General features: G+C 70.4%; 24 protein-coding genes. 8 read left to right on the top strand and 16 right to left on the bottom strand.

Annotated features, from left to right (window positions below; genetic code table 11):
• Positions 1-53 precede the first annotated feature (53 nt).
• The 4 genes from ACFQGU_RS06775 (at position 54) to ACFQGU_RS06760 (ending at position 3,618) form a co-directional block, all read left to right on the top strand.
• A complete protein-coding gene (locus ACFQGU_RS06775; RefSeq protein ID WP_386764995.1) occupies positions 54-1,046 on the top strand; it encodes an ATP-binding cassette domain-containing protein in 993 nt (330 codons plus the stop codon).
• Positions 1,043-1,864 (top strand): ABC transporter permease, encoded by an 822-nt coding sequence (locus ACFQGU_RS06770; protein WP_386764993.1) that lies wholly within the window; start codon positions 1,043-1,045, stop codon positions 1,862-1,864. Before ACFQGU_RS06775 ends, ACFQGU_RS06770 begins: the two co-directional genes overlap by 4 nt.
• Positions 1,865-1,925: 61 nt before the next feature.
• Positions 1,926-2,747 (top strand): 3-methyl-2-oxobutanoate hydroxymethyltransferase, encoded by an 822-nt coding sequence (locus ACFQGU_RS06765; protein WP_386764991.1) that lies wholly within the window; start codon positions 1,926-1,928, stop codon positions 2,745-2,747.
• A 550-nt stretch (positions 2,748-3,297) separates the two neighbouring features.
• Positions 3,298-3,618, top strand: coding sequence for a hypothetical protein (locus ACFQGU_RS06760; protein ID WP_386764989.1), 321 nt, complete (start codon positions 3,298-3,300; stop codon positions 3,616-3,618).
• Positions 3,619-4,101: 483 nt separating this feature from the next.
• Here the strand turns inward: ACFQGU_RS06760 and ACFQGU_RS06755 are convergent, their stop codons facing one another.
• The 6 genes from ACFQGU_RS06755 to ACFQGU_RS06730 form a co-directional block, all read right to left on the bottom strand.
• Entirely contained in the window at positions 4,102-4,434 is a 333-nt protein-coding gene (locus ACFQGU_RS06755) for a hypothetical protein (RefSeq protein ID WP_386764987.1), read from the bottom strand.
• Positions 4,435-4,437: 3 nt separating this feature from the next.
• Positions 4,438-5,160: a hypothetical protein gene (locus ACFQGU_RS06750; RefSeq protein WP_386764985.1), complete on the bottom strand. Its 723-nt coding sequence runs from the start codon at positions 5,158-5,160 to the stop codon at positions 4,438-4,440.
• A gap of 124 nt (positions 5,161-5,284) precedes the next feature.
• Positions 5,285-7,051 (bottom strand): arsenical pump-driving ATPase, encoded by a 1,767-nt coding sequence (arsA, locus tag ACFQGU_RS06745; RefSeq protein ID WP_386768184.1) that lies wholly within the window; start codon positions 7,049-7,051, stop codon positions 5,285-5,287.
• Between the two features lie 5 nt (positions 7,052-7,056).
• Positions 7,057-7,464: an arsenite efflux transporter metallochaperone ArsD gene (gene arsD / locus ACFQGU_RS06740; protein WP_386764983.1), complete on the bottom strand. Its 408-nt coding sequence runs from the start codon at positions 7,462-7,464 to the stop codon at positions 7,057-7,059.
• Positions 7,465-7,596: 132 nt separating this feature from the next.
• The gene (gene arsB / locus ACFQGU_RS06735; RefSeq protein WP_386764981.1) at positions 7,597-8,733 is read right to left on the bottom strand and encodes an ACR3 family arsenite efflux transporter; all 1,137 of its coding nucleotides are present in this window, start codon (positions 8,731-8,733) and stop codon (positions 7,597-7,599) included.
• Between the two features lie 108 nt (positions 8,734-8,841).
• The gene (locus tag ACFQGU_RS06730; protein ID WP_386764979.1) at positions 8,842-8,967 is read right to left on the bottom strand and encodes a hypothetical protein; all 126 of its coding nucleotides are present in this window, start codon (positions 8,965-8,967) and stop codon (positions 8,842-8,844) included.
• A gap of 171 nt (positions 8,968-9,138) precedes the next feature.
• On the opposite strand from ACFQGU_RS06730, the gene ACFQGU_RS06725 reads away from it, so the two are divergent.
• The 4 genes from ACFQGU_RS06725 to ACFQGU_RS06710 all read left to right on the top strand — a co-directional run bounded on the left by ACFQGU_RS06725 (position 9,139) and on the right by ACFQGU_RS06710 (position 12,838).
• Positions 9,139-10,092, top strand: coding sequence for an ABC transporter ATP-binding protein (locus ACFQGU_RS06725; protein WP_386764977.1), 954 nt, complete (start codon positions 9,139-9,141; stop codon positions 10,090-10,092).
• Positions 10,089-11,774, top strand: a complete 1,686-nt coding sequence (locus ACFQGU_RS06720) for an ABC transporter permease (RefSeq protein ID WP_386764975.1) — start codon at positions 10,089-10,091, stop codon at positions 11,772-11,774. Before ACFQGU_RS06725 ends, ACFQGU_RS06720 begins: the two co-directional genes overlap by 4 nt.
• Before the next feature lie 56 nt (positions 11,775-11,830).
• On the top strand, positions 11,831-12,496 hold the full coding sequence (locus ACFQGU_RS06715) for a class I SAM-dependent methyltransferase (RefSeq protein ID WP_386764973.1): 666 nt from the start codon (positions 11,831-11,833) through the stop codon (positions 12,494-12,496).
• A gap of 156 nt (positions 12,497-12,652) precedes the next feature.
• The gene (locus ACFQGU_RS06710; RefSeq protein WP_386764971.1) at positions 12,653-12,838 is read left to right on the top strand and encodes a hypothetical protein; all 186 of its coding nucleotides are present in this window, start codon (positions 12,653-12,655) and stop codon (positions 12,836-12,838) included.
• Positions 12,839-13,300: 462 nt separating this feature from the next.
• On the opposite strand, the gene ACFQGU_RS06705 is transcribed toward ACFQGU_RS06710, so the two are convergent.
• The 10 genes from ACFQGU_RS06705 to ACFQGU_RS06660 all read right to left on the bottom strand — a co-directional run bounded on the left by ACFQGU_RS06705 (position 13,301) and on the right by ACFQGU_RS06660 (position 24,605).
• Positions 13,301-14,218: a VOC family protein gene (locus ACFQGU_RS06705; RefSeq protein WP_386764969.1), complete on the bottom strand. Its 918-nt coding sequence runs from the start codon at positions 14,216-14,218 to the stop codon at positions 13,301-13,303.
• An 11-nt stretch (positions 14,219-14,229) separates the two neighbouring features.
• Positions 14,230-15,057: a fumarylacetoacetate hydrolase family protein gene (locus ACFQGU_RS06700; RefSeq protein WP_386764967.1), complete on the bottom strand. Its 828-nt coding sequence runs from the start codon at positions 15,055-15,057 to the stop codon at positions 14,230-14,232.
• A 7-nt stretch (positions 15,058-15,064) separates the two neighbouring features.
• The gene (locus tag ACFQGU_RS06695) at positions 15,065-15,646 is read right to left on the bottom strand and encodes a flavin reductase family protein (protein ID WP_386764965.1); all 582 of its coding nucleotides are present in this window, start codon (positions 15,644-15,646) and stop codon (positions 15,065-15,067) included.
• Between the two features lie 117 nt (positions 15,647-15,763).
• Entirely contained in the window at positions 15,764-16,864 is a 1,101-nt protein-coding gene (locus ACFQGU_RS06690; protein ID WP_386764963.1) for an LLM class flavin-dependent oxidoreductase, read from the bottom strand.
• Positions 16,865-16,907: 43 nt separating this feature from the next.
• Positions 16,908-18,650 (bottom strand): CocE/NonD family hydrolase, encoded by a 1,743-nt coding sequence (locus ACFQGU_RS06685; protein WP_386764962.1) that lies wholly within the window; start codon positions 18,648-18,650, stop codon positions 16,908-16,910.
• A gap of 1 nt (position 18,651) precedes the next feature.
• The gene (locus ACFQGU_RS06680; protein WP_386764960.1) at positions 18,652-19,488 is read right to left on the bottom strand and encodes a GntR family transcriptional regulator; all 837 of its coding nucleotides are present in this window, start codon (positions 19,486-19,488) and stop codon (positions 18,652-18,654) included.
• Positions 19,489-19,684: 196 nt separating this feature from the next.
• Positions 19,685-21,010, bottom strand: a complete 1,326-nt coding sequence (locus tag ACFQGU_RS06675; RefSeq protein WP_386764958.1) for an AMP-binding protein — start codon at positions 21,008-21,010, stop codon at positions 19,685-19,687.
• A gap of 70 nt (positions 21,011-21,080) precedes the next feature.
• Complete coding sequence (locus ACFQGU_RS06670; RefSeq protein ID WP_386764956.1) at positions 21,081-22,088, bottom strand: VOC family protein; 1,008 nt, start codon at positions 22,086-22,088, stop codon at positions 21,081-21,083.
• Entirely contained in the window at positions 22,085-22,966 is an 882-nt protein-coding gene (locus ACFQGU_RS06665; RefSeq protein ID WP_386764954.1) for an alpha/beta fold hydrolase, read from the bottom strand. Before ACFQGU_RS06665 ends, ACFQGU_RS06670 begins: the two co-directional genes overlap by 4 nt.
• Positions 22,967-22,976: 10 nt before the next feature.
• A complete protein-coding gene (locus ACFQGU_RS06660) occupies positions 22,977-24,605 on the bottom strand; it encodes a bifunctional 3-(3-hydroxy-phenyl)propionate/3-hydroxycinnamic acid hydroxylase (RefSeq protein WP_386764952.1) in 1,629 nt (542 codons plus the stop codon).
• Positions 24,606-24,690: the final 85 nt, after the last annotated feature.

Genomic DNA, 24,690 nt, shown 5'->3' with positions numbered 1-24,690 from the left:
GCGAGGTCCTTCAAGATTCGCTTCTCGCAGGTCGCCCCTAGGCTCGGCGCACTATGACCGAACCCGAGATCCAGGCCCAGGGCCTCAAACGCTCCTTCGGCACGACGCTGGCCGTCGACGGGGTCGACCTGTCCGTCGCCCGCGGGGAGATCTACGGCTTCCTCGGGCCGAACGGCGCCGGCAAGTCGACGGTCACCCGCGTGCTGTGCACGCTCATCTCCCCCACGGGAGGCAGGGCGACCGTCGCGGGCTACGACGTGGAGACCGACGCCGACAAGGTGCGGCTGCGCATCGGCGTCGCGCTGCAGGAGGCTGCTCTCGACCCCAAGCAGACCGGCCTGGAGATGCTGCGGCTGCAGGGCCGCTTCTACGGCCTGTCGAAGGCCGACACCGAGCGGCGGCTCGCCGACCTGCGCGAGCTCATCGACATCGGCTCGGCGCTCGAGGACCGCGTCTCGACGTACTCCGGCGGCATGAAGCGCCGCCTCGACCTCGCGCTCGCGCTCGTGCACAACCCGCGCGTGCTCTTCCTCGACGAACCGACGACCGGCCTCGACCCCACCAGCCGCGCGCGGGTGTGGGACGAGGTGCGCCGCCTCAACACCGAGCTGGGCATGACGGTCTTCCTCACCACGCAGTACCTCGAGGAAGCCGACGAGCTGGCCGACCGCGTCGGCATCATCGACCACGGCCGGATCGTGGCCGAGGGGACGCCGGACGAGCTCAAGCGGTCGATCGGCACCGACCTCGTCATCGCGGTGGTCGACGGCGACCCGGAGATCGCGCGGACGGCGCTCCTCCCCGTCGCCGGGGTCGAGCGCGTCGACGTGAACGGCAACGAGGTGACGGCCGCGGTCAGCAACGGCCCCGAGGCGATCAGCCCCGTGGCCATCGCGCTCGCCGGTGCGGGCGGAGGGCTGCGCGTCCGTGAGCTGTCGCTGCGCACACCCACCTTGGACGACGTGTTCCTGTCGGTGACGGGTGCGCGCCTCGCGGACCGCGAGTCCGGAACCGACGGCGACGAGCAGGCGGAGGTGGAGTCATGAGCTCCCAGGTGGCAGCCACACGACCGGACCCGCACGCGGACGACGTGATCGCACGGCACGCAGGCTTCGCGCGCGACCTCACGTCGGTGGCGATCCGGGCACTGCGCCAGATCCCGCGCGAGCCCGAGGCGATCATCCCCGCGCTGATCATCCCGGTCTTCTTCTTCGTGGTGAACGTCGGATCGCTGTCGGGCGTGGCCGAGGCCGCGGGCATCACCGACTTCAAGGCGTTCCAGCTGCCGGTCGCGATCATCTTCGCCGTCACCGGGGTATCTCGCGCGAGTGCTCTCGTGACCGACATCAACGACGGCTACTTCGACCGGCTCCTGCTCACTCCGATGAGCCGCCCGGCGCTGCTGCTCGGGCTGATGGTCGCCGACTTCACGCTGGTCATCGCGCTGTCGATCCCGGTCCTCATCCTCGGTGCCATCGTGGGAGTCAGCTTCGCCACCGGCATCGTCGGCATGCTCGTGTTCCTGCTGCTCGCGGGCATGTGGGGCCTCGCGTTCACCGGCTTCCCGTACGCCATCGCGCTCAAGACCGGCAACCCGGCGGCGGTGAACTCGAGCTTCCTGCTGTTCTTCCCGTTCGCCTTCCTCACCACGGCGTTCCTGCCGCAAGAGGCGCTGACCGGCTGGCTGTCGACGGTCGCGACGTACAACCCCGTGACGTACGTGCTCGCAGCGCTGCGGTCGCTGATCACGGGCGGCTGGGAGCTCACGCCGCTGCTGCAGGGCACCGCCGCGATCCTCGCGGTCGCGGCCGTGAGCCACACGCTCGCGTTCATGGCGCTGCGCGGCCGGGTCTCGCGCGGCTGACCGCACGTCACCCGCCTGGCGGGAGTTGTAGGTTGACGCTCCGATCCCGATAGGAGCACCGATGCCGCGCATCCTCGACTACACCGGCCGCGAGGCCACCCGCACGGTGACGGTCGCCGACATCGTGGGCCTGAAGGCGTCGGGCCGGCACCTCGCGCAGGTCACCGCAGGCACCTCGGCGGAGGCTGCTGCGGCCCAGGCGGCGGGCATCGAGATGGTGGTGTGCCTGGCCGAGGCCGTGCCCGCGGTGCGCGCAGGCGCCGAGCAGGTGTTCCTCACCGCGGCGATCGACTTCGCCGGCGCCGTCACCGAGGACGACATCCTGCGCGACGCCTTGAAGGCACTCGGCGCCGGCGCCGATGCCGTGATCACCGCGCGCGGCCTCGACAGCGTGCGGCGCCTCGCCCACGAGGACATCCCCGTCATGGGCCACCTCGGCTTCATCCCGAAGAAGTCCACGCTCTACGGCGGCGTCCGGGCCGTGGGCAAGACCGCTCCCGAGGCGCTCGCGCTGTGGCAGAAGTTCCAGGCGCTCGAGGAGGCCGGCGCCTTCGCGGTGGAGTGCGAGCTGATCCCCGCCGAGGTGATGCGCGAGATCAACGTGCGCACCGGGCTTGCGACGATCTCGCTCGGGTCAGGACCGCACGCCGACGTGCAGTTCCTGTTCCAGGACGACATCTGCGGCGAGGGCGAGCGCAGGCCCCGTCACGCCCGCGCGTACGCCGACCTCGCGGCGCTGCAGCGCCAGATCGACGCCGAGCGGGTGCGCGCGCTGACCGAGTTCCGCGCCGACGTCGCGAGCGGCAGCTTCCCCTCCGGCGCCGAGGTCTCGAGGGTCGACGCAGCCGAGCTCGCGGCCTTCGTCGAGGGTCTCGACGCCTGACCCGGCCCCGGAACGGCCGGAGGGCGCCTATCGTCCTGCGGACGCAGACCACCAGGCCCGTGGGTCGAGGAAGGGATGGCGATGAGCAGGATCGTCCGAGCGGTCGTGGTGTCTGCGGCGGTGGTGGCAGCGGCGGCCGCTGCAGCACCGATGGTGCGCCGTCAGCGGCGCATGGTCGACGGCATCGACCCGCAGTTCCGCGTGCCTATGGCATACGTACCCCTGTCTTGGCTCGCCGATGGGGGAGACGGACTTGGTGGGGTTTCGGCCTGTCTCGGGTAGCCCGCCAGGTTCGGCAGGAGATGGCTACGTCGCTGAAGAACGGCGGCCCGGTCGCCTTCGTCTACCTGGCCGTGGCCAGGAGCAGCCGCGCCGGGCCGGGAGGGGAAGCGACTGCGGGGGCGGAGTGAGTCGCGCTCTGAGATGTGTCCCCACCCGACGCCGTGCATCACGCCAGGCAACGGTGGGCCAAGCGCTTCTACCCTGGACTACGTGGAGTCGGGCTACGTCCCACTTCGGGCTGAGCGCCGCTCCGGGCGGGAGGCCCATCATGCGCAGGACCATGTTCGTGGTGTGCGGAACGGCGCTCCTGATGGGGCTGCTGACCTCGCCAGTCAGTGCGTCGTCGGCGCCCGGTAGTTGTTCCCCTCCCTACGGGGAGCCGGCCACGTTCGCCGACATCATGGCGACGCCGGAGGTGCAGGCAGGGCTGGCCGATGGGATCTATGACGTGGCCCACGTGCAGCTTCGCTGGGACCAGGTCAACAAGAACGGCGACGAGTTTGTCTGTGTGAAGTCGGTCGGCAACGACAACCAGTTCATGTCCGTCTACGCCGGCAAGTACGTGGACAACAACGCCGCCCCAAAGTAGTCGGGACGGAACGTCAGCGGTGCCTAAAGCGCCCGAATCCGATTCGGGCAACCGGCACGTCGCTCGAGTGCCGCGCGCCAGTGGGCTCGGCGCGTGCCCCCTGGGACCCTCGGCCTTGACACTGGCCGTTCGGCACCCACCCCAGACCGGGGTGGGCGTCCTGCAGTTCCAGCGCCCGTCTCGTTAGGTTGGCACCGCTGTGTCGGTCACGGGTGGCCGATCGGGACCCTCTGGTCGCCGGTCGAACAACTGGAGCCCGGCGACATCTCGCTGGTTCCGGGCCGGGCGCCGTCCGTAGCGCGTCAGATGGTCGGTGATCTTGTCGGCCCACAGGTCTGGGTTGGCCTGGTTGTTCACCCCGGCCGTCCGGAGGTCCAGCAGGAGGCGTGTCCGCGGCCCGTTGCGCAGGCCCTGGACGCGGCCGGCCAGCTGTAGGCGGGTCTGCGCGATGACCTGCTCGAGCGGGCCGATGGACATCGGTCTCTAGCGCTCGGGCACATCGTGGAGCTGGGCGAGGATGCCGTCCTCGAACGTCGCGATCCAGGCGCGGGTCAGGGACATCCGCGGGAGCATCTCGGCCTCGTCGCTGAAGGGGGTCCACGCGTCCACGCTGCCGAACGCGGCCTTCGCCATGGCGTGCAGGACGTGGTTCTCGACGGACTTGCTGGCCTTCTCGTGGCCGGTGAGCTTGACCAGGTCGGGGAGCAGATGGGCCACGAGGTTCTTGCGCCAGTGGTAGACGCAGCGCACGAAGGTGATGTCGTCGTGCCAGCGGTTCCCGGTGGCGGTGCGGATGGCGTCGGACCCGTCAGCCACGACTCACAGCGGCGTCCCGGGCAGTTCGAAGAGGAAGTCCGTCCACGTCTTGATGCTCTCGGTTGGGGCGAGCCCGATGCGCAGCATCCGGCCGTTCGCCACGGGCTTGGGTGACGGTGTCATCCACGGGTCTGGCTCCGGGACCGGGCCCTCGAGGGCGTCGTAGCCGTACGCGAACAGGAGCGTGAACGCATCCTTCTTGCCGCCGGGGTGCAGGCGCCAGAACTTCGTCGCGTCGAGCATCACGACCGACGGCCACTGGGTCGGGCGCTCCACGACGACGTCGGTGAACACCTCGGTCCAGTCCGCCGCGAGCTGCCCGTGCGTCGAGAACTCTCGACCGACCTGCTGGGCACCGCCGGCCACCGCGAGGGCGGCACGCGCCGAACGTGACGCCGCCGAGTACGTCTGACCCTTGGCGATGTCCACCAGGGCGGAGGCGATGACCTTCCCGAGGCAGTGGTAGCCCTCCGGGACGACCGGGCCCGCGTGGGTCGGGACCAGCATCTGGCAGCCCAGGTAGCGGTGCTCGTGCGCCGCGACACCCAGCACCGGGGGTCGTGACCGGTGGGCGTCCGTGTGGTCGTCTGGGTTCACGCAGCGGAACCGCTGACGGCGGGACGGCTGCTTGCCCGTGAACCCGTCCTTCCACACGAGCCACTGCTCGTGCTCGGGTCGGCTGCAGCGCGGCAGTGCCGCCGTCTCCGCACCGATGACAGTTCTCACGCAGCCAGGGTGCTGCCGCAGGCCCCTGGTGTCCTGTCGTCTCCCCCATCGGCGAGCCGAGGCCCTGGGTGCGGTCCCGCCCGACAGGTGCCTCTCCGACATCGCGGGGTGCGCGACCCGCCCGCTAGGTGGTGAGCAGGCGCAGGTCACGGGTGAGGTCGGCCAGGCGGGCCTCGCCGACCGGCTCGTCGGCCAGCAGCGGAACGATCGCGACCCTCGCGGACAGCGCCTCGACCTCGGCGATCTGGCTCAGCTCGGCGGCGGCCCGCCGCTGCAGGAATGGAGACACCGGGTGGGCGGCGGCGAGGGAGTCGTTGACGACCCACGCCCACGGGCTGATCCCGGCGCGCTCGAGGTCGTCCTGAAGCACCCGCGCCTCGATCACCGGGGTCGGCTCGGGCAGGGTGACCAGGACGACCTTCGTCTGGGTCGGGTCCTGCAGGACCATCAGCGGGGTCCGGAAGTGCATCGTCCCGCCCATCTGGCGGGCGACGTCACGGTGGTACGACCCGGCCGCGTCCAGGAGCAGCAGGGTGTGACCGGTCGGGGCGGTGTCGATGACCACGAACTTCCGGCTGGCTCCGAGGACGAGGCGGGAGAACTGCTGGAAGACCGCGACCTCCTCAGTGCACGGGGAGAGCAGGTCCTCGGCGAGGTTGGCGCGCCCGGCGTCGTCGAGGGTCTTACCGCGGGTGCTCATGATCCGGTCGCGGTACTCCGCGGTGGCCTGGGCCGGGTCGATGCGGGAGACCGTGATGCGCTCGACAGTGCCGCGCAAGGTCTCGTCGAGGTGCGCGGCCGGGTCGGTGGTGGCGAGGTGGACGTCGTGCCCGCGGTGCGCCAGCGCGACGGCCACGGCGGTGGCGATGGTGGTCTTGCCGACGCCGCCCTTGCCCATGCACAGCACGACGCCGTGACCGTCCACCTCGATCTGGTCGACGAGGCCGCCCAGTGAGTGCCCGGACAGGTCCACGTGGGGGACCAGGTCCATCACCGCTACCGGTGCGGGGGCGTCGCTCAGGAGGGTCCGCAGCGCCGGCAGGCCCATCATGTTGTCGGCCTTGAGCTCGATGACGTCGCGGGGCAGGACGGCGACGTGCTCCGGCATCGCGGCGAGCGCGTCCGTCTCACGTTGCCGGACGGCGACCGCGAGCGGCTCGTCGCCTGCAGCCTTCGGCAGGACGCCGTTGACGACGAGCTGGGCGGCGTGGATGCCGATCTGGTCGAGCTCGTGGAAGGTCCGGTCGACCTCGGCGAGCGCGGAGGCCTGCGCCCGGGTGACCAGGACGAGGCGGGTCCGTGCCGGGTCCTGGAGTGCGGCGACGGCGGCGGCGTAGGTGGCCCGCTGCTTGTCCAGCCCGGCGAGCGGGCCCAGGCAGGACGCGTCGCCCTTGCCGGACTCGAGGAAGTCGGTCCAGGAACCGGGGAGCTGGAGCAGCCGGATCGTGTGGCCGGTGGGGGCGGTGTCGAACAGGACGTGGTCGTAGCCGGCGCTCAGGACCGGGTCGGCGAGGAGGTCGGTGAACTCGTTGAACGAGGCGACCTCGGTGGTGCACGAGCCGGAGAGCTGCTCGGTGATCGAGGCGATCTCCTTCTCCGGCAGCAGCCCGCGGACCGGGCCCACGATCCGCTCGCGGTACGCGTCGGCCGCAGCCTCTGGGTCGATCTCGAGCGCGGACAGGCGGGGCACCGCCGTGATGGGCGTGATCGTGTTGCCGATGGTGACGCCGAGGACCTGACCGACGTTGGACGCCGGGTCGGTGCTGACGAGCAGCACCCGTTGCCCGGACTCGGCGAGGTGGACGGCGGTGGCGCAGGCGAGCGAGGTCTTGCCGACGCCGCCCTTGCCGGTGAAGAACAGGAACCGCGGCGGGTCGGTGAGGTAGCGCATCACGATCAGCTGCAGCCTTCCGGCCCGCAGCCGCACCCGGCGTCGGTGGCGGTCGGCGCGTGGAGCACGCCCAACGCGGTTGCACCGGCCGGCACGACCGGCTGGGCTGCGGTGACGCCGGCGAACTTGAGCAGCTGGTCTCGGCTCGGATAGCTGCCGGTCGCGACGGTGACGCCGTCGACGAGGGTCAGCGGCAGGCCCTCGGACCCCGCGACCTGAAGGAACGAGCGCACCGTGTCGTTGGTCGCGAACGCCGTCGGGTCGTTGGCCAGGTTGTGCCGTGCGATGTCGACGCCGCGGGCCTGGAGGTGGGACAGGTCGGCGGTGAAGTCGACCAGGGCCTGGTCCAACTCAGGGCCGCAGACGCCGGTGTTGCAGCACAGGGCGGGCTCGAAGACGCGGATGGCGGGCATGTGGTGACCTCTCGTTCGTGGCGGGTCGATGGACCCGGACCGTCACCGGTCCGGGTCGGGATCTACTGGGGGATGGTGCCGGGGACGACGACGGTGGGGCAGCAGGCGTGGTCCCGGTGCTGGTCATCGCGATCAGCTCCTCTCAGCTGAACTGCGGGTGCGGTCGGGGGCGCCGGTGCGGGGTGGTGGCCAGGTCAGCCGGCGGCGCAACCACAGGGCGACGTAGACGAGGCCGAGCAGGACGGGGACCTCGATGAGGGGCCCGACGACGCCGGCGAGGGCCTGGCCGGAGGTGACGCCGAACACGCCGATCGCGACGGCGATGGCGAGCTCGAAGTCGTTGCTGGACGCGGTGAACGCCATCGTGGTGGTGCGCTCGTAGGTCAGTGACATCCACCGGCCGAGCCCGAAGCCGAGGAACCACATGATGAAGAAGTAGCCGAGCAGCGGCAGCGCGATGCGGGCCACGGTGAGCGGTTCGGAGGTGATCGTGTTGCCCTGCAGGGCGAACAGCACGACGACGGTGAACAGAAGGCCGTACAGCGCGACCGGGCCGATCCTGGGCAGGAAGACGTCCTCGTACCACTCCCGGCCCTTGGTGCGCTCACCCCACCAGCGGGTGAGGTAGCCGGCGGCGAGCGGGATGCCGAGGAAGATCAGCACGATCTTCGCGATGCCCCATATCGACACGTCCAGGCTGGCCTGGTCCAGGCCGAGCCAGCCGGGCAGCACCTCGAGGTAGAAGTAGCCGAGCGCGGCGTACGTGAGCACCTGGAAGACTGCGTTGAGCGCGACCAGGACGGCGGCCATCTCCCGGTCGCCGCAGGCCAGGTCGTTCCACAGCAGCACCATCGCGATGCACCGCGCGAGCCCGACGAGGATGACGCCGGTTCGGTAGGCGGGGTAGTCGGCCAGGAAGATCCAGGCGAGCGCGAACATCACCAGCGGGCCGAGCACCCAGTTGAGCAGCAGCGAGGTCGTGATCATCCGCTTGTCGGCGGTGACCAGGCCGATCTCGTCGTAGCGGACCTTGGCCAGGACCGGATACATCATCAGCAGCAGGCCCAGCGCGATCGGCAGCGACGTCTGACCGATCTTGACGGTGTCCAGCGCCTCGTTCAGCGTCGGGATCAGCCGACCCAGCAGCAGCCCCACGGCCATCGCCAGTGCGATCCACAGCGGCAGCATCCGGTCGACCCGGGACATGCGGGCGACCACGCGGCCCTCCGGGTCGGGAGCAACAACGGCCGGCGTCCTCGACTCGGTCATGCCCGGCACCTCCACGTGTACTGCGCCTTCACGGGTTCCCTTCAGTCTCCTCGGTCGCGGCGGCCGTTCGCCTGTCGTGCGGGCAGCCATGGACCTCGGCTGAGGCGGTCAGCGGGTCTCCTCGTGGACGTCGATGGCGACCGCCCCGGCCGGGGAGTGCCGCGGCCAGAGCACGACCGTCGCGAGGACGGCGAGCACCGCGCCCGCCACCTGGGCGACGACGAACCCGGGCACGCTGGCTGGGGCGATGGCGGCGACCCTGGCCGGGTGGTGCAGCGACGCGGCCGCACTGTCGGGTGCGGCCGCGTGACGGCTCGTGCGGACTCAGCACCGCATGCTGTCTACCCTGGAGGTGCGAGCGCGGGGTCGATGGTCCCGTCGTGCCACGCGCCCGGGAGGCGCATCATGGCAACCGCAGCGATCCGCACGGTCGGACTCACCAAGCACTTCGGCAAGGTCATTGCCCTCGACGGGCTGGACCTGGAGGTCTCTCCGGGTGAGATCTTCGGCTTCCTCGGCCCCAACGGGGCCGGCAAGTCAACGACCATCAAGCTCCTGCTCGGCCTGCTCCGGCCCACCCGCGGCGAGGCGTGGCTGTCGGGCATCTCGGTGTCCGACGTCGAACGCGCGCACGCCTCTGTCGGCTATGTGCCGGGCGACGTGTCGCTGTGGCCGAACCTGACCGGCGCCGAGATCCTCGCCCTGCTCGGGAACCTGTCGGGCAACGTCGACAGCCGCCTGCGCGACGAGCTGATCGAGCGCCTGGACGTCGACCCGAGCCGGCGCGCCCGGTCGTACTCGAAGGGCAACCGGCAGAAGATCGCGCTCGTCGCAGCCTTCATGACCCGCCCGGACATCCTGCTGCTCGACGAGCCGACCGTCGGGCTCGACCCGTTGATGGAGGCGGAGTTCCAGGCACTCGCGCGCGAGGCAGCCGCCGCCGGGCAGACGGTGTTCCTGTCCTCGCACCTGCTCGACGAAGTGGAAGACGTCTGCGGGCGGGTGGCCATCCTGCGCGATGGGGTGCTGGTGGAGGTCGCAGCGCTTGCCGAGCTCCGCCGGCTGACCGCCACCGTGCTCGAGGCATCCCTGGACGGACCTGTGCCGCGACTCGATGACCTCGACGGCATCCTCGGCGTCGAGCCGATGGACGGCGGGGTCCGGGTCACGGTGACCGGCGCGCCTGGGAATGTGCTGACTCGACTCGGTACGGCTGGGATCACCCGGCTGCAGAGCCATGCCCCGACGCTGGAGCAGATCTTCCTCACCTATTACGAGACCAGCGCCCCGCAGCGCGACGCGGTCGCCGCCGCGCACGGAGCATCCGCGCCGCGGCCGGTGGGAGGCGACCAGCCATGACCGCCACGGCGCACGCCCAGACCGATACCGGGCACCGGCACCTGTCCGCCGGCTCGCGTCACGGCACGACCCGGACAGCCGCGCTGCCTGCCCGACCACGGCGCGCCATCGCCGGGCTCGCCGGCCGCCAGACCCGCCGTTCCGCCCTTGTCCTGGTCGCGTCCGGCATCGCGTACATGGCGTTGGAGGTCGTGAGCTACCGCACTGCCTACCCGAACGGCGTCTCGCCGGTGCAGTTCCAGATGTTCGAGGACAACCCGGCGGTGCGCATGATGCAGGGCGTCCCGGTCGCCCTGGACACCCCGGGCGGCTTCGCGGTGTGGGACGGCGGCTGGGTCATCCAGCTGATCCTCGCGCTGTGGGCCATCCTGACCACTACCCGGCTGCTGCGCGGCGAGGAGGACCTCGAGCGCACAGACCTGCTGCTCGCCGGTCCGGTCCGGGCCTCCACCGCGACCACCGTCGTCCTGTCCGTCCTTGGCGCTCTGGCCGTCCTGTTCGGTGCCGTGATCGCCGTCACTATGGCCCTCAGCGGGACCGGGCTCGTCGGGTCGGTACTGCTCGGACTCGCCCTGGCCGGAGTCACCGCGACGTTCGTCGCCACGGCGGCGATCACGTCGCAACTCGTCGACGTCCGCCGCCGCGCAGCCGCGCTGGCTGCCGGCGTCCTCGCGATCGCCTACGTGCTGCGGATGGTCGGCAACAGCACCGACGTCCGCTCGTGGGTCCGCTGGTTCACCCCGCTCGGCTGGCTCGACCAGCTCGAGCCCTACGGCGACCCCGACCTTCGCGCGCTCGTCCCGCTCGTCGTCGTGCCGATCCTGCTCGCGGTGGCGGCGATGCTGCTCCGGGCCCGCCGGGACGCCGGTGGGGCACTCCTGTCCCGCGAGGCGGGACGGGTCGCGCACCTGCGCTACCTCGGCGGACCGACGGCGTTCGCGTGGCGCAGCAACCGTGCCGTGCTCCTTGGCTGGAGCGTCGGTCTGGGCGTGTTCGCCACCGTGATGGGCGCCCTGATCGGCACCATGATCGAGTGGCTCGCCGGTGACCAGTCCTACCAGCAGCTGCTCGCATCCTTCGGTCTCGACGCCGCACTGACCACCCTCGGGTTCCTCGCCATGATCGGCTCGATGTTCGGCGTCGCTGTCGGGCTGCAGGTCGCCTGGCGGATCGGGTCCGCCCGGGCCGAGGAGGAGTCGGGCCGCGCCGAGGCCATCCTGGCCCGCCCGGTCTCCCGGCTGCGCTGGCTCGCCGGCCACACCGCGCTCGCCCTCGCTGGCGCCCTGCTCCTGCTCGCGGTCAGCGGCGGCGGTGTCTGGCTCGGCGTCGTCGCCTCCGGCGCCAGCGGAATCACCCTGCTGGACGCGATGAAGTCCGTGCTCAACACCCTGCCCGTCGTCCTGCTCATCGGCGGCCTGACCGTCGCGTGCTTCGGTCTGCTGCCCCGCGCGACCACCGTGGTCCCGGTGACGCTGACGGCGGTCCTGTACGTCCTCAGCCTGCTCGGCCCTGCCCTGAACTGGCCCGCCTGGGTCCTCAACCTCTCACCCTTCACCCACCTCGCTTGGGTTCCGATGGCGCCCTGGGCCGCCACCGCCGGGATCGTGATGAGCGTGATCGGCATCGCCCTCCTTGTCATCGGCCTGTGGGCCTTCCACCGCCGCGACCTCGTCGGAAGCTGAGCAACGCAGGCAGGAGGCACGTTCGACTCGGATCGGAGGCGAAGCTGACGATGGCCGTGCGCAGGTGGATCTTGCGGGCGTTGTTCGGCAAGCCGAGCGGTCCGCTGGGCTGGGTGGGTGCGCGACTGCTGGTCACGTTGGCGAGGCCGTACTACCGGGCCATGTCCGCCGAGCTCAGGCTCCGCCCCGACGACGACCTGCTCGACGTGGGCTGCGGCTCAGCGACGCTGCTCGCCGAGCACGCCCGCCACGTGCAGTACGTCGCGGGCCTGGACGCGTCCGAGATCCAGGTCACGATGGCACGACGACGCTTGGCCGACCGCATCGCGAACGGGTCGGCACAGATCGTCCGCGGCGACGCCCTGCGTCTGCCGTGGGAAGACCACCGCTTCAGCGTCGTCACCTCCCTCAACACCGTGAAGTTCATCCCCGACCCGGCTGCAGCGCTGCGGGAGATGCGCCGCGTGCTTCGCCCTGGCGGACGCGTCGTGCTCACCCTGGGCGACAGCAAGCCGACCTACTGGGGCTCTGCCACCGAGTCGGGCAGCCCCGACGCTTGGGGCCAGTGGCAGTGGAGCGACGCTGACGCACAGCGGCTCGTGGAGGCAGCCGGCTTCGCCGACGTCTCTGTGTCTGTCCTCGATGGCGGCTTCCAGCTCGTCCGTGGCGTCAATCCGGTGGCACCGCCCGATATGTCGACGTCCCCGGGTTCCCCGACCTGAGCCATCGCCCCCGGCGTGGGTCCCTGAGTCGCGAAACCGACGTGCAGAGCGGTGTTCTGTGCGGTTCGGCCGGGCCCGTGCTCCTCCCCCCTGCCTTGAGACCTCCCCCGCGAAGCACTCAGCGCAGCCGCAAATTCCCGGGCGAAGGTGTCCGTCATGGTCTCGTTCGTCGTCGCGGCCCTCAACCTCGCCGCCGTCCAGGCGTGGCGGGCCAACCGCGACCGGACCCGCAAGCTCGACGCGGCCGCCGCCGTGGCCTGCAGCTCCCGCATGCCGCTGCCCGCGAAGGGCCGAGTCCGCCGAGTGACCGCGAGCCCGCCGGCGCGGGCGCCGGCCGCATGAGCGCCGTCCTCGACAGCAGCCCGAACGCGACGGCGAAGGCGACGCACCAGCAAGGAGCAGGCGAAGCCCTGCCCACGAACGACCGGAGGCCCACCACACGCATGTGGCGGGCCTCTTCGCATGCCCCGAACCGACCCCGGTGGCCGTGATCCGGTCCGCACAACGCAGAGGGTCCGCCCGGACGAATCCGGGCGGACCCTCTGTCAGTGGAAACCAGTACCTCGGTCGTCACCTGGGAGTAGCGGGGGGACCTTGCGTGCCCAGAGTCTGGGCGTCATGCACCCACGTGTTCCTGCAGGTCAGGCCGGTCTGGGCACCACCTGCCCGCACTTCGAGCCGGGTCGAGGGTCGTGATTCGTCGGGGAAGCCCATGTCAGGTCGCCATAGGCCAGGTCAAGGTGGCCAACCAGGCTGTGCGACAGTCGGTCGACGGAGAGACGCGTCGGCAAGGCCGCAGACTGGCTACCGTGCGTGGGCTCCGACGATGTGGGCGGCGATGTCCTCGGGGTCGAGGAAGGACGCGGGCGGCGGCGGTCCCCATCGGAACAGCCCCCTCGCCCCCTCGACGGACTCGGGGCTCCAGAGACTGTCGTCGACGATGCAGTCCATGTCTGAGTAGTACTCGCTGAATGTGCCCGCCGGGTCCTTCAGGTACCAGAAGAAGTTCGAGCCGGCGTAGTGGCGCCCGAGGCCCCACACGTGCCGCTCGGGGTGGCCCTCCAGCATGTCCATCGCACCGCGGCCGATCTGGTCGACGTCGTCGACCTGCCACGACGTGTGGTGGGGGTAGACGGCCGGGGACCCCATCACGAGTAGGTTGTGGTGGTCGGTGCTGCAGCGCAGGAACGCGCCTACACCGGCGCGGTCGCTCACCTTGAAACCCACGCCCTCCACGAAGAACCGCTGCGTGGTCTCGGCATCGGTGGTGCCGAGAACCACATGCCCGAGGCGTCGCGGCGTGACGCGCTCGACGCTGGAGGCGCCGTCGGCCCGGGAGTTGGTGCGAACCACCTCCCCCGGGCCGTTGTAGCCCGGCGGTGTGCGTGCTGGCTGTTCCGCCAGCGGCTCGACGACCACGCTGACGACCGTGCCGGTCACCGGCTCGATCGACCGCACCGCGCCCTCGTACGTCTGCACGCCGAACCCTTGGGCCGCCAGGGACGCCGCCACGCGGCCGAGGTCGTCCTCGTCGTCGGCGCCGACCACGAGCTCGCTGATGCGGCGTCGATTGCCCTGCCGCACATGGAGCTGGCGGCCTCCGTCGGTGGTCGACATCGAGCCGTCGCCGTTGTCGGTGAGGCCGAACTCGACGTAGTAGGCCACCACGGCATCAGGGTCGGGTACCTCGAAGGTGAACGAGCTGAGGCGGTGCAGTGCCATGGCGAATCCATTCAGACGAGGCTGATCGAGAGCTCTCCGAGCCCCTCGATGGAGCTGACGAGGGTCCCGGGCACGAGGAAGCGGCGCGGATCGCGGCCGATGCCCACGCCGGAGGGGGTGCCGGTGAAGATGAGGTCGCCGGGGTAGAGCGTGAGGGAGGAGGAGAGCCTGCTGACGAGGTCGGCCACGGGGAAGATGAGGTCAGAGGTCCGGCCGTCCTGCAGCACCTCGCCGTCGAGACTGCACGAGATGCGCAGGTCGTCGCGGTCGTCGAGCTCGTCGGAAGTGACCACCCAAGGCCCCACCGGGCTGAAGCCGGGGTAGGACTTGCCGATCGAGAACTGCGGCGCAGGGCCGCGAGTCTGCACGGCCCGCCACGACAGGTCCTGCCCGATGGTGAGGCCGGCGACGTGGTCCCAGGCCTTCTCCGGCGCTACCTGGTGCGCCTCGTGCCCGATGACGACGACGAGCTCGACCTCCCAGTCGACGCCGTCGCTGGGCAGCCTCACGGTGGCCCCCTGACCGGTGAGCGACGACTGGAACTTGCCGAAGACCACCGGGTGCTCGGGGATGTCGAAGCCCGACTCGGCCGCGTGCTCGCGGTAGTTGAGCCCGATCGCGAACATCTGCCGGGGCCGTGGGACCGGCACGCCGGGCGAACCCACGGCGGTGGGGCCGGACGACGCCTCGGCCGACGTCGACCATGCAAGCAGCTCGTCCCAGCGCTCGTAGGCGCCCATGGGATCGGGGGAGAATCGGCCATGGCTGGCGTCGGCGACGTCGACCCATCGGTCGTCGACGCTGATCGTGAGGCGGCCGTCGAGAGCTGCGACCTTCATGCCGCCCTCAGTCCAGCCGGCTGGCGTCGCCGAGGCGGTGCCAGGTGCGGTTGAGGTAGACGAGGCCCTCGCGGACGCAGCCCTCCCCGACGTCGTCGGACCCGAGGTCGCACTCCAGGGGCTCGGCGAGGACGAGGGTCGCGGCGCCGGCGTCGACACGGTCGAGGACGCGGGCGCGCAGCCAGCGGGTGCCCCGGAAGACCGGCTCGCCCGTGGGCAGGGTGGTCCAGAGCGACGTGTCGGCGAACCGGTCGATGCCGCTGGTCGCGCCCAGCTTGGCCAGGTGCACGGTCGAGGCATCGAGCAGGTGCACGACGACGGTGCCCGCGGCCAGGATCGTCGGCGCCGCCGACGACGCGTGCGACACCGAGAAGGCGAGCACCGCGGGGTCGGCGCTGATCGACGTCAGCGAGGTGGCCGTGAGCGCTGCCGGCGCGTGCTCCCCGAGCGCGGTCACCAGGGCGACGCCGCCGGGGTGGTGCCGGAACGCGTCGCGGAAATCGTCAGGGCCCAGCGCGTGCGGGGTGGGCTCGGGCCGGGGGCTGGGCACCGTCGTCTCCGTCGGGCGGGCAAGGGTGGGGAGGGACATGGGCTCTCCTGGGCAGAGGTGTGCCGGGGCCCACCGGCTGCGACGGGCGAAGCCGTCGCAGCCGGTGGCGGGTGCCTGCGTGCCGGGCCCTCAGGAAGGACGGCCCGGCGTCGCGGCTCAGACGACCTCGGCCTCGCGGAGGGCCGGGATCACATGCTCGCCGAGGAGCCGGTAGGAGCTGATGGTTTCCTCCTTGGTGAGCGAGCCGAACGACGCCCACATGAGGATGTTGCTGGTGCCGAGCTCCTGCGCCTGCTTGATCAGCGACTCGCGTACGGTGTCAGGCGATCCGACCACGAAGATGCCGAGGTCGATGAGCGCGTCCCAGTACACGGGGCCGTCGCCGGCGAAGGGGCGGAAGAACGACTCGTAGAACTGGCTGTCGTAGCCGTCCGGGATGTGGTCGAGGTCCTGGAACATGACGGCCTCCTTGTAGAGGCCGAACATGCGGTTGAGCGCGGGCTCGGCGATGCGGCGCGCCTCCTCGTCGGTCTCGCCGACGTAGACGTTGCGCAGGATCATCGTGGAGTCCGGCCCGTGAGGCTGGCCGGCCGCCTTCGCCGCCTCCTTGTAGGCGTCGTTCACAGCGCGCAGCTGCGCCGTCGGCTGGAAGGCGGTCGCGATGTTGTAGCCGTTCGTGCCGCACCACTGGATGGTCTGCGGGCTGAGCGCCGTGATCCACATGCGGCGGCGGTCGCGGTCGAGGGGCGGCGGCCACATCGTCGTGGGCTCGTAGGTGGCGTAGGTGCCCTCATGGGTGAACACCGGGTTGTAGAGCATGCTCTCGATGAGGCGCAAGCCCTCCTCGAATCGGGGACGGGTCTCCGCCATCGGGATGCCCTCGCGGCCGAACTCCTTCTCGTCCACGCCGCGGCCGATGCCGATCTCGAGCCGGCCGTGGCTGAGGTAGTCGAGCATCGCGTACTCCTCGGCGAGGCGCCGGGGGTTGTGCAGCGGCACGATGTTGCCCATCACGCCGAGACGCATCTTCGTCGTCCGCTGGGCCGCCGCCGCGATGAGCAGGTTGGGCGACGGGCTGACCGAGTACGGCGTGAAGTGGTGCTCGCTGAAGAACAGGCCCTCGAAACCGGCCTGCTCGGCGACCTCCCACGACTCGAGGTGCCAGTCGTAGAGGTCCTGCAGTGCCTTGGCGTCGAAGCTGCCGGGGGAGGCGTCGAAGGGGTAGTTGAAGATGTCGAACAGCCACGGCGTGATCATCGTTGGTCCTCCTGGGGTGGGCCGGACGGTCGAGGGGTCGGGGTCACCATTCGTTCGTGCTGCTCCGGACAGGTCCGGCGCTGGGCCGGGCCGGGACGCCGCCCGAGAGGTAGGTGCCGATGCGGTTGCCCTCGATCACCGGGAGCCGCAGCGTCGAGGGGTGGTCCTCGTCGTGGTAGACGCTGATCCACGAGGGGCTCTGCCGAAGCAAGTGCCCCTGCGAGATCAAGTCCATGAACGTCCCTGCGTCGTCCTCGTCCGATGAGCTGATCTGCAGCTCGAGCCGCTGGCCGGGATGGAGGACGATCGCGGTGGGAGCGATGTTGAGCTCGAGCTCGTGGATGGTGTCGGGCTCGAGGGGCTTGCGGTCGGTGAAGTCGTGGTGGACGAGCCAAGGCTTGGACAGCTCGCGGTTCACCGTGCGCATCGACCCGCGCAGCCAGCCGCGGGTGAGCATTGAGCGGCTGCCGTCGGCGTCGACGAGCCACATGCTCGCGAACACGAGCAGCTCGTCGTCCGTCGTGGCCGCGTGCAGCGTGAGGGTGGCGTGGCCGAGGATCGTCGTGCGCTCGACCAGCGGTGGCGTCGTGAAGGTGATGGCCCCGCGCTTGTTGAACGTGTTGTCCTCGTAGCTCGTCGCGCCCTCGTGCGGCCAGTGCTCGTGCTCGGAGAGCAGGCCGTCGCGGTGCAGGTAGAACGATTGCCAGCGCGTCTGAGGGAGCGGCCACTGCTCGGCCTCGATCCACTCCCCGTCCGACCCGGGGAGGAACAGCTGGATCGGCGCCTCGTCGAGGTAGCCGGTGTCGTTGTCCTTGAGCCAGTGATCGAACCAGCGCAGCGACTCCTGCGCGTACTGGTAGACCGGCCGGTCGACGTAGATCGGCGGGCCGACGAACAGCTTCTTCGGCGCGGTGATCCGCTCCCAGGCCCGGAACTCGCCCGGCAGGTGCAGGCCGTACATCCCCCAGCAGCCGCCGAGGACGATGGGTACCTGCACGGCCGAGAGGTCGGGGTTGCGCTCTGCCCAGTACGGTCCGTCGAGCGGGTTCAAGAGCACGTCGACGATGAGCGGATTCGGGCCCTCGTCGGGCGCTGCGATGGCCGCCGCGAGCTGGGCGACGGCCATGATGTCCGCGTCGGCACGGAGCTCCTCGAGCCTGCGGCCGAACTCGCCATCGCCGAGATTGCGTCGCGACCAGCCCTCGACCCGCACTCCGGCCAGGTGGCTGCTCCACGACGTCACGAACGATCGGGCGAGGATCCCGCCGTGGAAGAACTTGTCGCGGTAGAAGTCGGTGTAGCCGTAGGGCGCGAACACAGCCTTGAGCGCCTCGGGGTTGCGCGCCGCCACCTGCTTGGCCGCCACGGAGAAGTACGACATCCCGAACATGCCCACGCGCCCTGTCGACCAGCGCTGACGAGCGAGCCAGGCTATGACCTCGACGACGTCGTCCACGTCGCGCGGGCCGTAGTGCTGGTAGGTGCCGCCCGAACCGCCTGTCCCCCGGGCGTTCACGATCACGTGGACGTAGCCGCGGCGCGCGTAGAAGCGCGGGTCGCCGGCCTCCGCCTGCGCGTTGGCACCCTGCAACGCCTGCGGCATGGACGGCGTCGACTGCATCGCCCCGTCGTAGGCGTGGACGCCGAGTATCACGGGGAACTGCCCGTCGTCGTCCGGCCTGAACACCGTTGCGGCGAGATCCACGCCGCCGGAGACGGGGATGCTGATTCGCTCCCGCACCACGCGGTAGGCGCGCGGCGAGAGGCTCCAGCCCGGGCCGAACACTTCAGGCCTCCGATGCGCCAGGGCGGGCAGCCGTGTGGCTGCCGGCGGTGTCGCGGCTCGGGGCCGACAGCGAGTTCTGCAGGGCTGCCCGGACCAGTCGTGCGTCGTGCGTGGGGTCGACCACGGCGATGGTCGACAGCACCGTGCTCGCGACGTGCCGCGCCCAGCGGTCGACGACGGCGTCCAGGTCGCTGCTCTCGACCGCGTCGATGATCGCCGCGTCCTGCGTGAGAATGGAGTCCCACGAGGCGTTGACCTGCGTCATGTAGAGGGCTCGGTAGCGACCTGCGTGGTCATCGAGCTGGGCGATCTGCGCGGTCAGTCGGGGTCCGACCGGGGACAGGGCCACCATGTGGAAGCGCGTGTGCTCGACCGACCAACGGCTGCGGTCCTGCTTCTCGGCGCTCTCGCGCATCGCCGTCCATGCGTGCTTCATCTCGGCCACGTCGTCCTTCGTCAGGCGTGGGACCGTGAAGCGAACCGCGAGCGTCTCGATGGCGATGCGGGAGGCGTAGATCTCCTCCATGTCGCTGATCGACAGATCAGCGATCTGGACCCTCTGGTTGTGCCGGGACTCCACGAGGCCCTCGCCCTCGAGCCGGCGCAGCGCCTCGCGGATTGGGGCGCGCGACAGGCCGAGCTCGCGCGCCAGAGCGGCCTGGGAGACGACCGTTCCAGGCGCGAGGTTTCCGGTGAGGATGCGGTCACGCAGCTTGTCGTGCACCCACTCGATGCGGCTGGGGCCACGATCGTCAGCGGGGGCATCCTCGCGGCCGCCGATCGCGCTGGACGTCAGCGGGATGATCGGTGCCGCGGTTTCACGCGCCGAGCGCTCCATGAGGACCTCCCAAACTGTCGACAGTTGAGTGCGCGAGCGAAAGACTGTCGACAGATGGAGTACATGTCAAGCCCTTTTCGCTACCCAGATGGGCGGAGACGCTCTTCGATCGCGCCGAGGCAGAGCGCAGTCTGTCGACAGTCGATGCCGCATCCGACAGTGGTCGTGATGCAGCTGCCGAGGCCGCACTTGGAGCTCAGACGTGGATGTTGGGGCTCCTGAGCACGGCCTCCAGTTCGGCCGGCGGCACCTGGAACCCGTTGTACTTGATGAGCTCCTTGAGCCGGTCGACGATGTAGAGGTGACCGTCGGCATCGACGTGGCCGATGTTGCCGGTGTGCAGCCATCCGTCCGTGTCCAGGATGCCCACCGTCGCCTCCGGGTTGCCGAGGTAGCCGAGCATCACCTGCGGACCGCGGACGCAGGTCTCGCCGTCCTGGCCCAGCCCGAGGGGTGCGCCGGTGGCCACGTCGATCACCCTGCACTCGGTGTTCGAGACCGTCACACCCACCGAACCGGGCCTGAAGTCGCCGGGCGCCGTCACGTGCGAGACCGGAGACAGCTCCGTCATCCCGTAGCCCTGGACGACCTCGCAGCCGATCCTGGCCGCAGCCTCGCGGGCGAGGTCGGCCGACAACGGCGCCGCGCCCGAGAGCACCTGCTCGAGAGCCGAGAGGTCGTAGTGTGCGACGGACGGGTACTTGGCCAGGGCCACGACGATCGGCGGGGCGACGAACGAGCGGGTGACGCGGTACCGGGAGTGAAGCGCCAGGAGATGCTCGAGGTCGAAGCGCGGCATGGTCACGATGGTGGCGCCCGCGCGCAGGCCGGTGTTCATGAGCACCTGCATGCCGTAGATGTGGAAGAACGGAAGGACCGCCATGAAGGCCTCGTCCTCGCGCACCTGGGCCGCAGCCGCCACCTGGGCGATGTTGGCGACCAGATTGCGGTGGGTGAGCATCACCCTCTTGTTCCGGCCGGTGGTGCCGGATGAGTAGGGAAGCGCGACGACGTCGTCCGGCTGCACCACGGCGTGCTTCTGGAGCGGGCTGCTCGACAACGAGGCGATCGGCTCCGCCCCTCCCCCATCACCCAGCGCGTAGACCGACGTGACGTGGGTGCCCTCGGCCGCCGCCGATGCCGTCTCGAGGTAGGGGAAGGCAGCGACCAGCACCGTTGCTCGGGAATCCCGCAGGTGGGACCTCGTTTCCTCAGCCGTGTACGTCGGGCTGATGGTCGTGACGGTCCCGCCTGCGTATGCAGCGGCGTGGAACACGACGCCGAACTCGGGGACGTTGGGAGCCATCAGAGCCAGCACGCTGCCACGGCCGAACCCCCGCTCCACGAGGCCGGCTGCGAGCGAGCGGATGCCGCTCTCCAGCTCGCCGTAGGTGATGACGCGTCCGGACGGGCCGTCGATCAGCGCCGGCTTGTCCGCCAGCAGGGGGGCCCTCGCCAGAACGAAATCGGTCAGCCCGATCTCTGGGATCTCGACGTCGGGAAGCGGGCTGGTGGCGATCACGTCTCCTCCTGAAGTCGACGAGGAAGGCGCTGTGGCTTCGCCGCGGGCCGCGGTTCAGGACCCGTCGGGGCTAGGCGGGCACGGACTGCCGGTCGCACAGCTCGGGGACGGCGATCTCGTGCTCGCGCGTCGAGCGCAGGGCCTGGCTGACCATGCCCATCTTGTGGACGATGTCCTCGCCGATGGGCGTGTGGCCCCAGAGCGAGATGCCCTGGTAGGTGGTGGGCTCCCAGGCGACCTCGAGATCGGGGGTGACCACGAGGGGGTTCCAGCCCACCTCGAGCTCGAAGCCCGACGGAGTCCGGCAGTAGAACGAGAGCTCGCGGTCGTTGGGGTGCTGACCGACGGACCACATCATGCGGAACCCCTCGGCGGTGACCCGCTCATAGGCGGCGACCATGTCGTCGAGCTCGGCGACCTGGATGTTGACGTGCTGAATGCGGGTACGGATCGGGTTGACCGCCCACTGCCGCACGCCGGCGACGGCGATCGAGTGGTGGCGCTCGTTCACCCGAAGGAACCGGATGCGCAGATTCATGGGCCCGATGCGCTCGAGGATGAAGTCGGACAGCCGTGCGTCGAACAGCGTCGAGTAGTACCCGTGCATGCCGAGGACGTCCTTGGACACGATCGCGAGGTGGCCCATGCCGCTCTCGCCGGTCACGAACGCCTTGTTCGTCATGACCAGCGGCCTGGTCGTCGTGAGCGGCGTCGTGTAGATCTCGGTGTGCACGCCCTTGGGTCCGGCGAAGCGCCAGAGCCGCTCGACGCCGCGCAGCGCGCACTCCTCGGGCGTCCCCTCCGATACCGGGAGGCCGCGCGAGGTGACCCTGGCGAGGATGTCGTCGAACGTCTCGTGGTCGTCGACCTGCCAGCCGATGGCGGTGACGTCCTCGGCGGGACCCCGCTGGAGCAGGAATCGGCACTCGTGGTCGTCGAGGCGGAAGCGCATGACGTCGGGGCTCATGCTGTCGACGTGCAGGCCGACGGCGTCGGCGCCGAAACGGCGCCAGTCGGTCATCCGCGCTGTCTCGACGACGAGGTAGCCGAGGTGCACCCGGCCGAAGACGTCGCTCATGCCGCACCCCCGTCTGCGGTGCCTGCGAGGAACTGTTGGGCAAGTGCCCGGAACCGTTCGGTCTGCTCGATCTGCACCCAGTGGCCCGCGTGGGGCAAGACGTGCAGCTGTGCGTTGGGGAGCGCGTCTGCCAGGTAGAACGACGCATGCTTGGGGATGATGCGGTCCTCGCGCCCGTGCACGAGCAGCACCTCGTGCGGGATGCCCCCTAGCTCCTCCTCGGCGAAGACCAAGGGCGGCCCGTCCGGGGAGAAGGTGCGCAGGTGCGACCGCCGGACGTCGCCACGCCCTGCGACGGCGGCCCTGTCGGCTGCGATCGCGCCAAGCTCGTCGCCGAACAGGCCGGTGTCGAACACGAAGCGGCCGATGAGATCCCGCATGGAGTCGTCGCCGGGATCGTTGTAGTAGGTGATCATGGCGATGAGGTCGGGCGTCGGCGTCATCGGTGCACCGCCGCTGCCCATCAGAATGACGCGGTCGAACCGCTCGGGCCGGCTCTTCAGCATGAGAAGCGCGATCATCCCGCCCATCGAGTTCCCGACGAGATGCGCCCTCGTCACGCCCAGTGCGTCGAGCAGCCCCTCCATGGCTGCGGCGCGCATCGACGCGGACCCGGCCACGCCGAGCGGCAGGTCCTCGGGGTGCGAGGAGTTGCCGAAGCCGAGGACGTCCGGCGCGATGTGCCGATAGCCGGGCATCGTGGTGATGAGCGTCTGCCAGTTCGACAGGGCGCTCACTCCGGGGCCGGAGCCGTGGAGCCACAGGATCGCGGGGTCGGCGGGATCGCCGGCGAGGTGGGTGCGGATCCTCCACTCCCCGACCGCCACGTCGGTGGTCGAGATCGTCGCGGCGGTGGCGGCTGCGCGGGTGGTGGTCATGCTGCTCCCATCAGTGGGTGGCCGAGGCGGTGGGCGCGGTCCGGCCGGTACTGCCGTCGGAGCGCCGGGTGGGGCCGAGGTTGCCCCGGTCGGAGGGGACGCCGAGGCCGGTGAGGTCCGTGGCGGCGACGAAGCGGTCGGGCCGGACGACCACGACCTTCGTGCGGTGACGCTCCAGCCAGTCGACGAGGACGCCTCTCGCGTCGATGACGTCGTCGGCCTCGTCGGTGGTGCTGAAGGAGCGCCGGACCGTCCGGAACGAGGCACCGAGTCGCTCCCAGTCCCGCACCTGAGCAGCGGTCATCCGGCTCCGGGGGTCGCAGTCCAGGCCGAAGACGACGAAGCCGCTGCCGACGAGGTCGTCGAGCAGGTGCTGCCGGCCCTGCCGGTCGAACACCGTGGGCTGCGGGATCATCCGGCCAAGCGCGTTGCGCCGCCCCGGGGTGCCGGTGAGCCAGCCCGTCTCGAATCGGTTGGTGGCGTTGCTGGGCTGCAGGATGCGGTTCCAGAACGGCAGGTGCCTCGCCCGGGGTGCGACGGTGTTGCGCACAGCGACAAGGGCGCGGTTGTCGGCCTCGATGAACATCCCGAGCCGGACCGACATCTCGGTCAGGAGCGACACGTGCGGCCAGCGCTCGCTCTCCACGGTGTCGAGCAGGTCCGGCCCGGCGTGACCGGCGCAGATGACGGCCAGCTTCCACGCGACGTTGTGCGCATCGCGGATGCCCGACTGCATCCCCTGTCCCGCCCACGGCGGCATGAGGTGGGCGGCGTCGCCGATGAGCACGACCCGGTCGCGACGCCAGCCCTCGAGGTGGCGCAGATGATGGCTGTAGAACGCATATCCCTTGATCCGCACCTGGTCCGTCGTGACGCCGAGCGCGCGCAGCCGCGCCCATACCGCTTCCTCGGATGCGTAGTCGTCGTCCGACTCGCCAGGAGCCAGCGGGATCTCCCAGCGGTGGTTGCCCTTGGCCAGGGGGATGTCGACGACGGGGCGCACCGGGTCCGACCAGAACGTCAGCTCGTCGCAGCCCGGCCAGGGCCGCAGAACCTCGCCGTCGATCACTAGCCAGCGCCGCGGCCGCGTCGTGCCCACCATGGTGGCGCCGAGCGCCTCTCGGGCTGGGCTGGAGCCGCCGTCCGCGCCGATCACGTAGCGAACCCGCAGGGTGTACGGAGCTCCCTCTGGGTCCGTCGCACGGAGCGTGACGCCGTGCTCGTCCTGCTCAAGGCCGGTGAAGGTGTGGCCGAAGCGAACGTTCAGCGACCCGTGCCGCGAGGCGTTCTCGCGGATCACCGCCTCCATCTCCGGCTGGTAGATCATCATCGCGGTCGGGTGGCCGAGGACATCGGGCTTCTGCACCAGTCGGAAGACGAGGCGGCCCTCGTACGTCTTCCAGCTGACCGCCGGCATCTCGTCCATGTCGGCCTTCACCCGCTCGGCGATCCCGAGTTCCTGGAAGATCCGCAGCGTCCAGTCGTTGACGGTGACCGCGCGAGCGCGTGAGTACAGGTCCACGTCCCGCTCGAGCACCACGGTGGGCACGCCGGCCTTGCCGAGCATGCTGGCGGCCACGACCCCGGAGGGCCCGTAACCGACGATCGCGACGTCAGCGTCGAATGAGCCGACATTCATCGGGTTGCCCTCCCGCTCGTACTGTACCGACCGGTCCAGTTAGTTTCATCACACCCTAGCCGCCCTCGACGGCATGTCAAGATCC

This window comes from Longivirga aurantiaca, assembly GCF_042660085.1.
In the GTDB taxonomy this organism is placed as follows: domain Bacteria; phylum Actinomycetota; class Actinomycetes; order S36-B12; family CAIYMF01; genus Longivirga; species Longivirga aurantiaca.
Note: the sequence above shows the minus strand (reverse complement) of the source record. Positions and strands in the feature narration are given on the sequence as shown.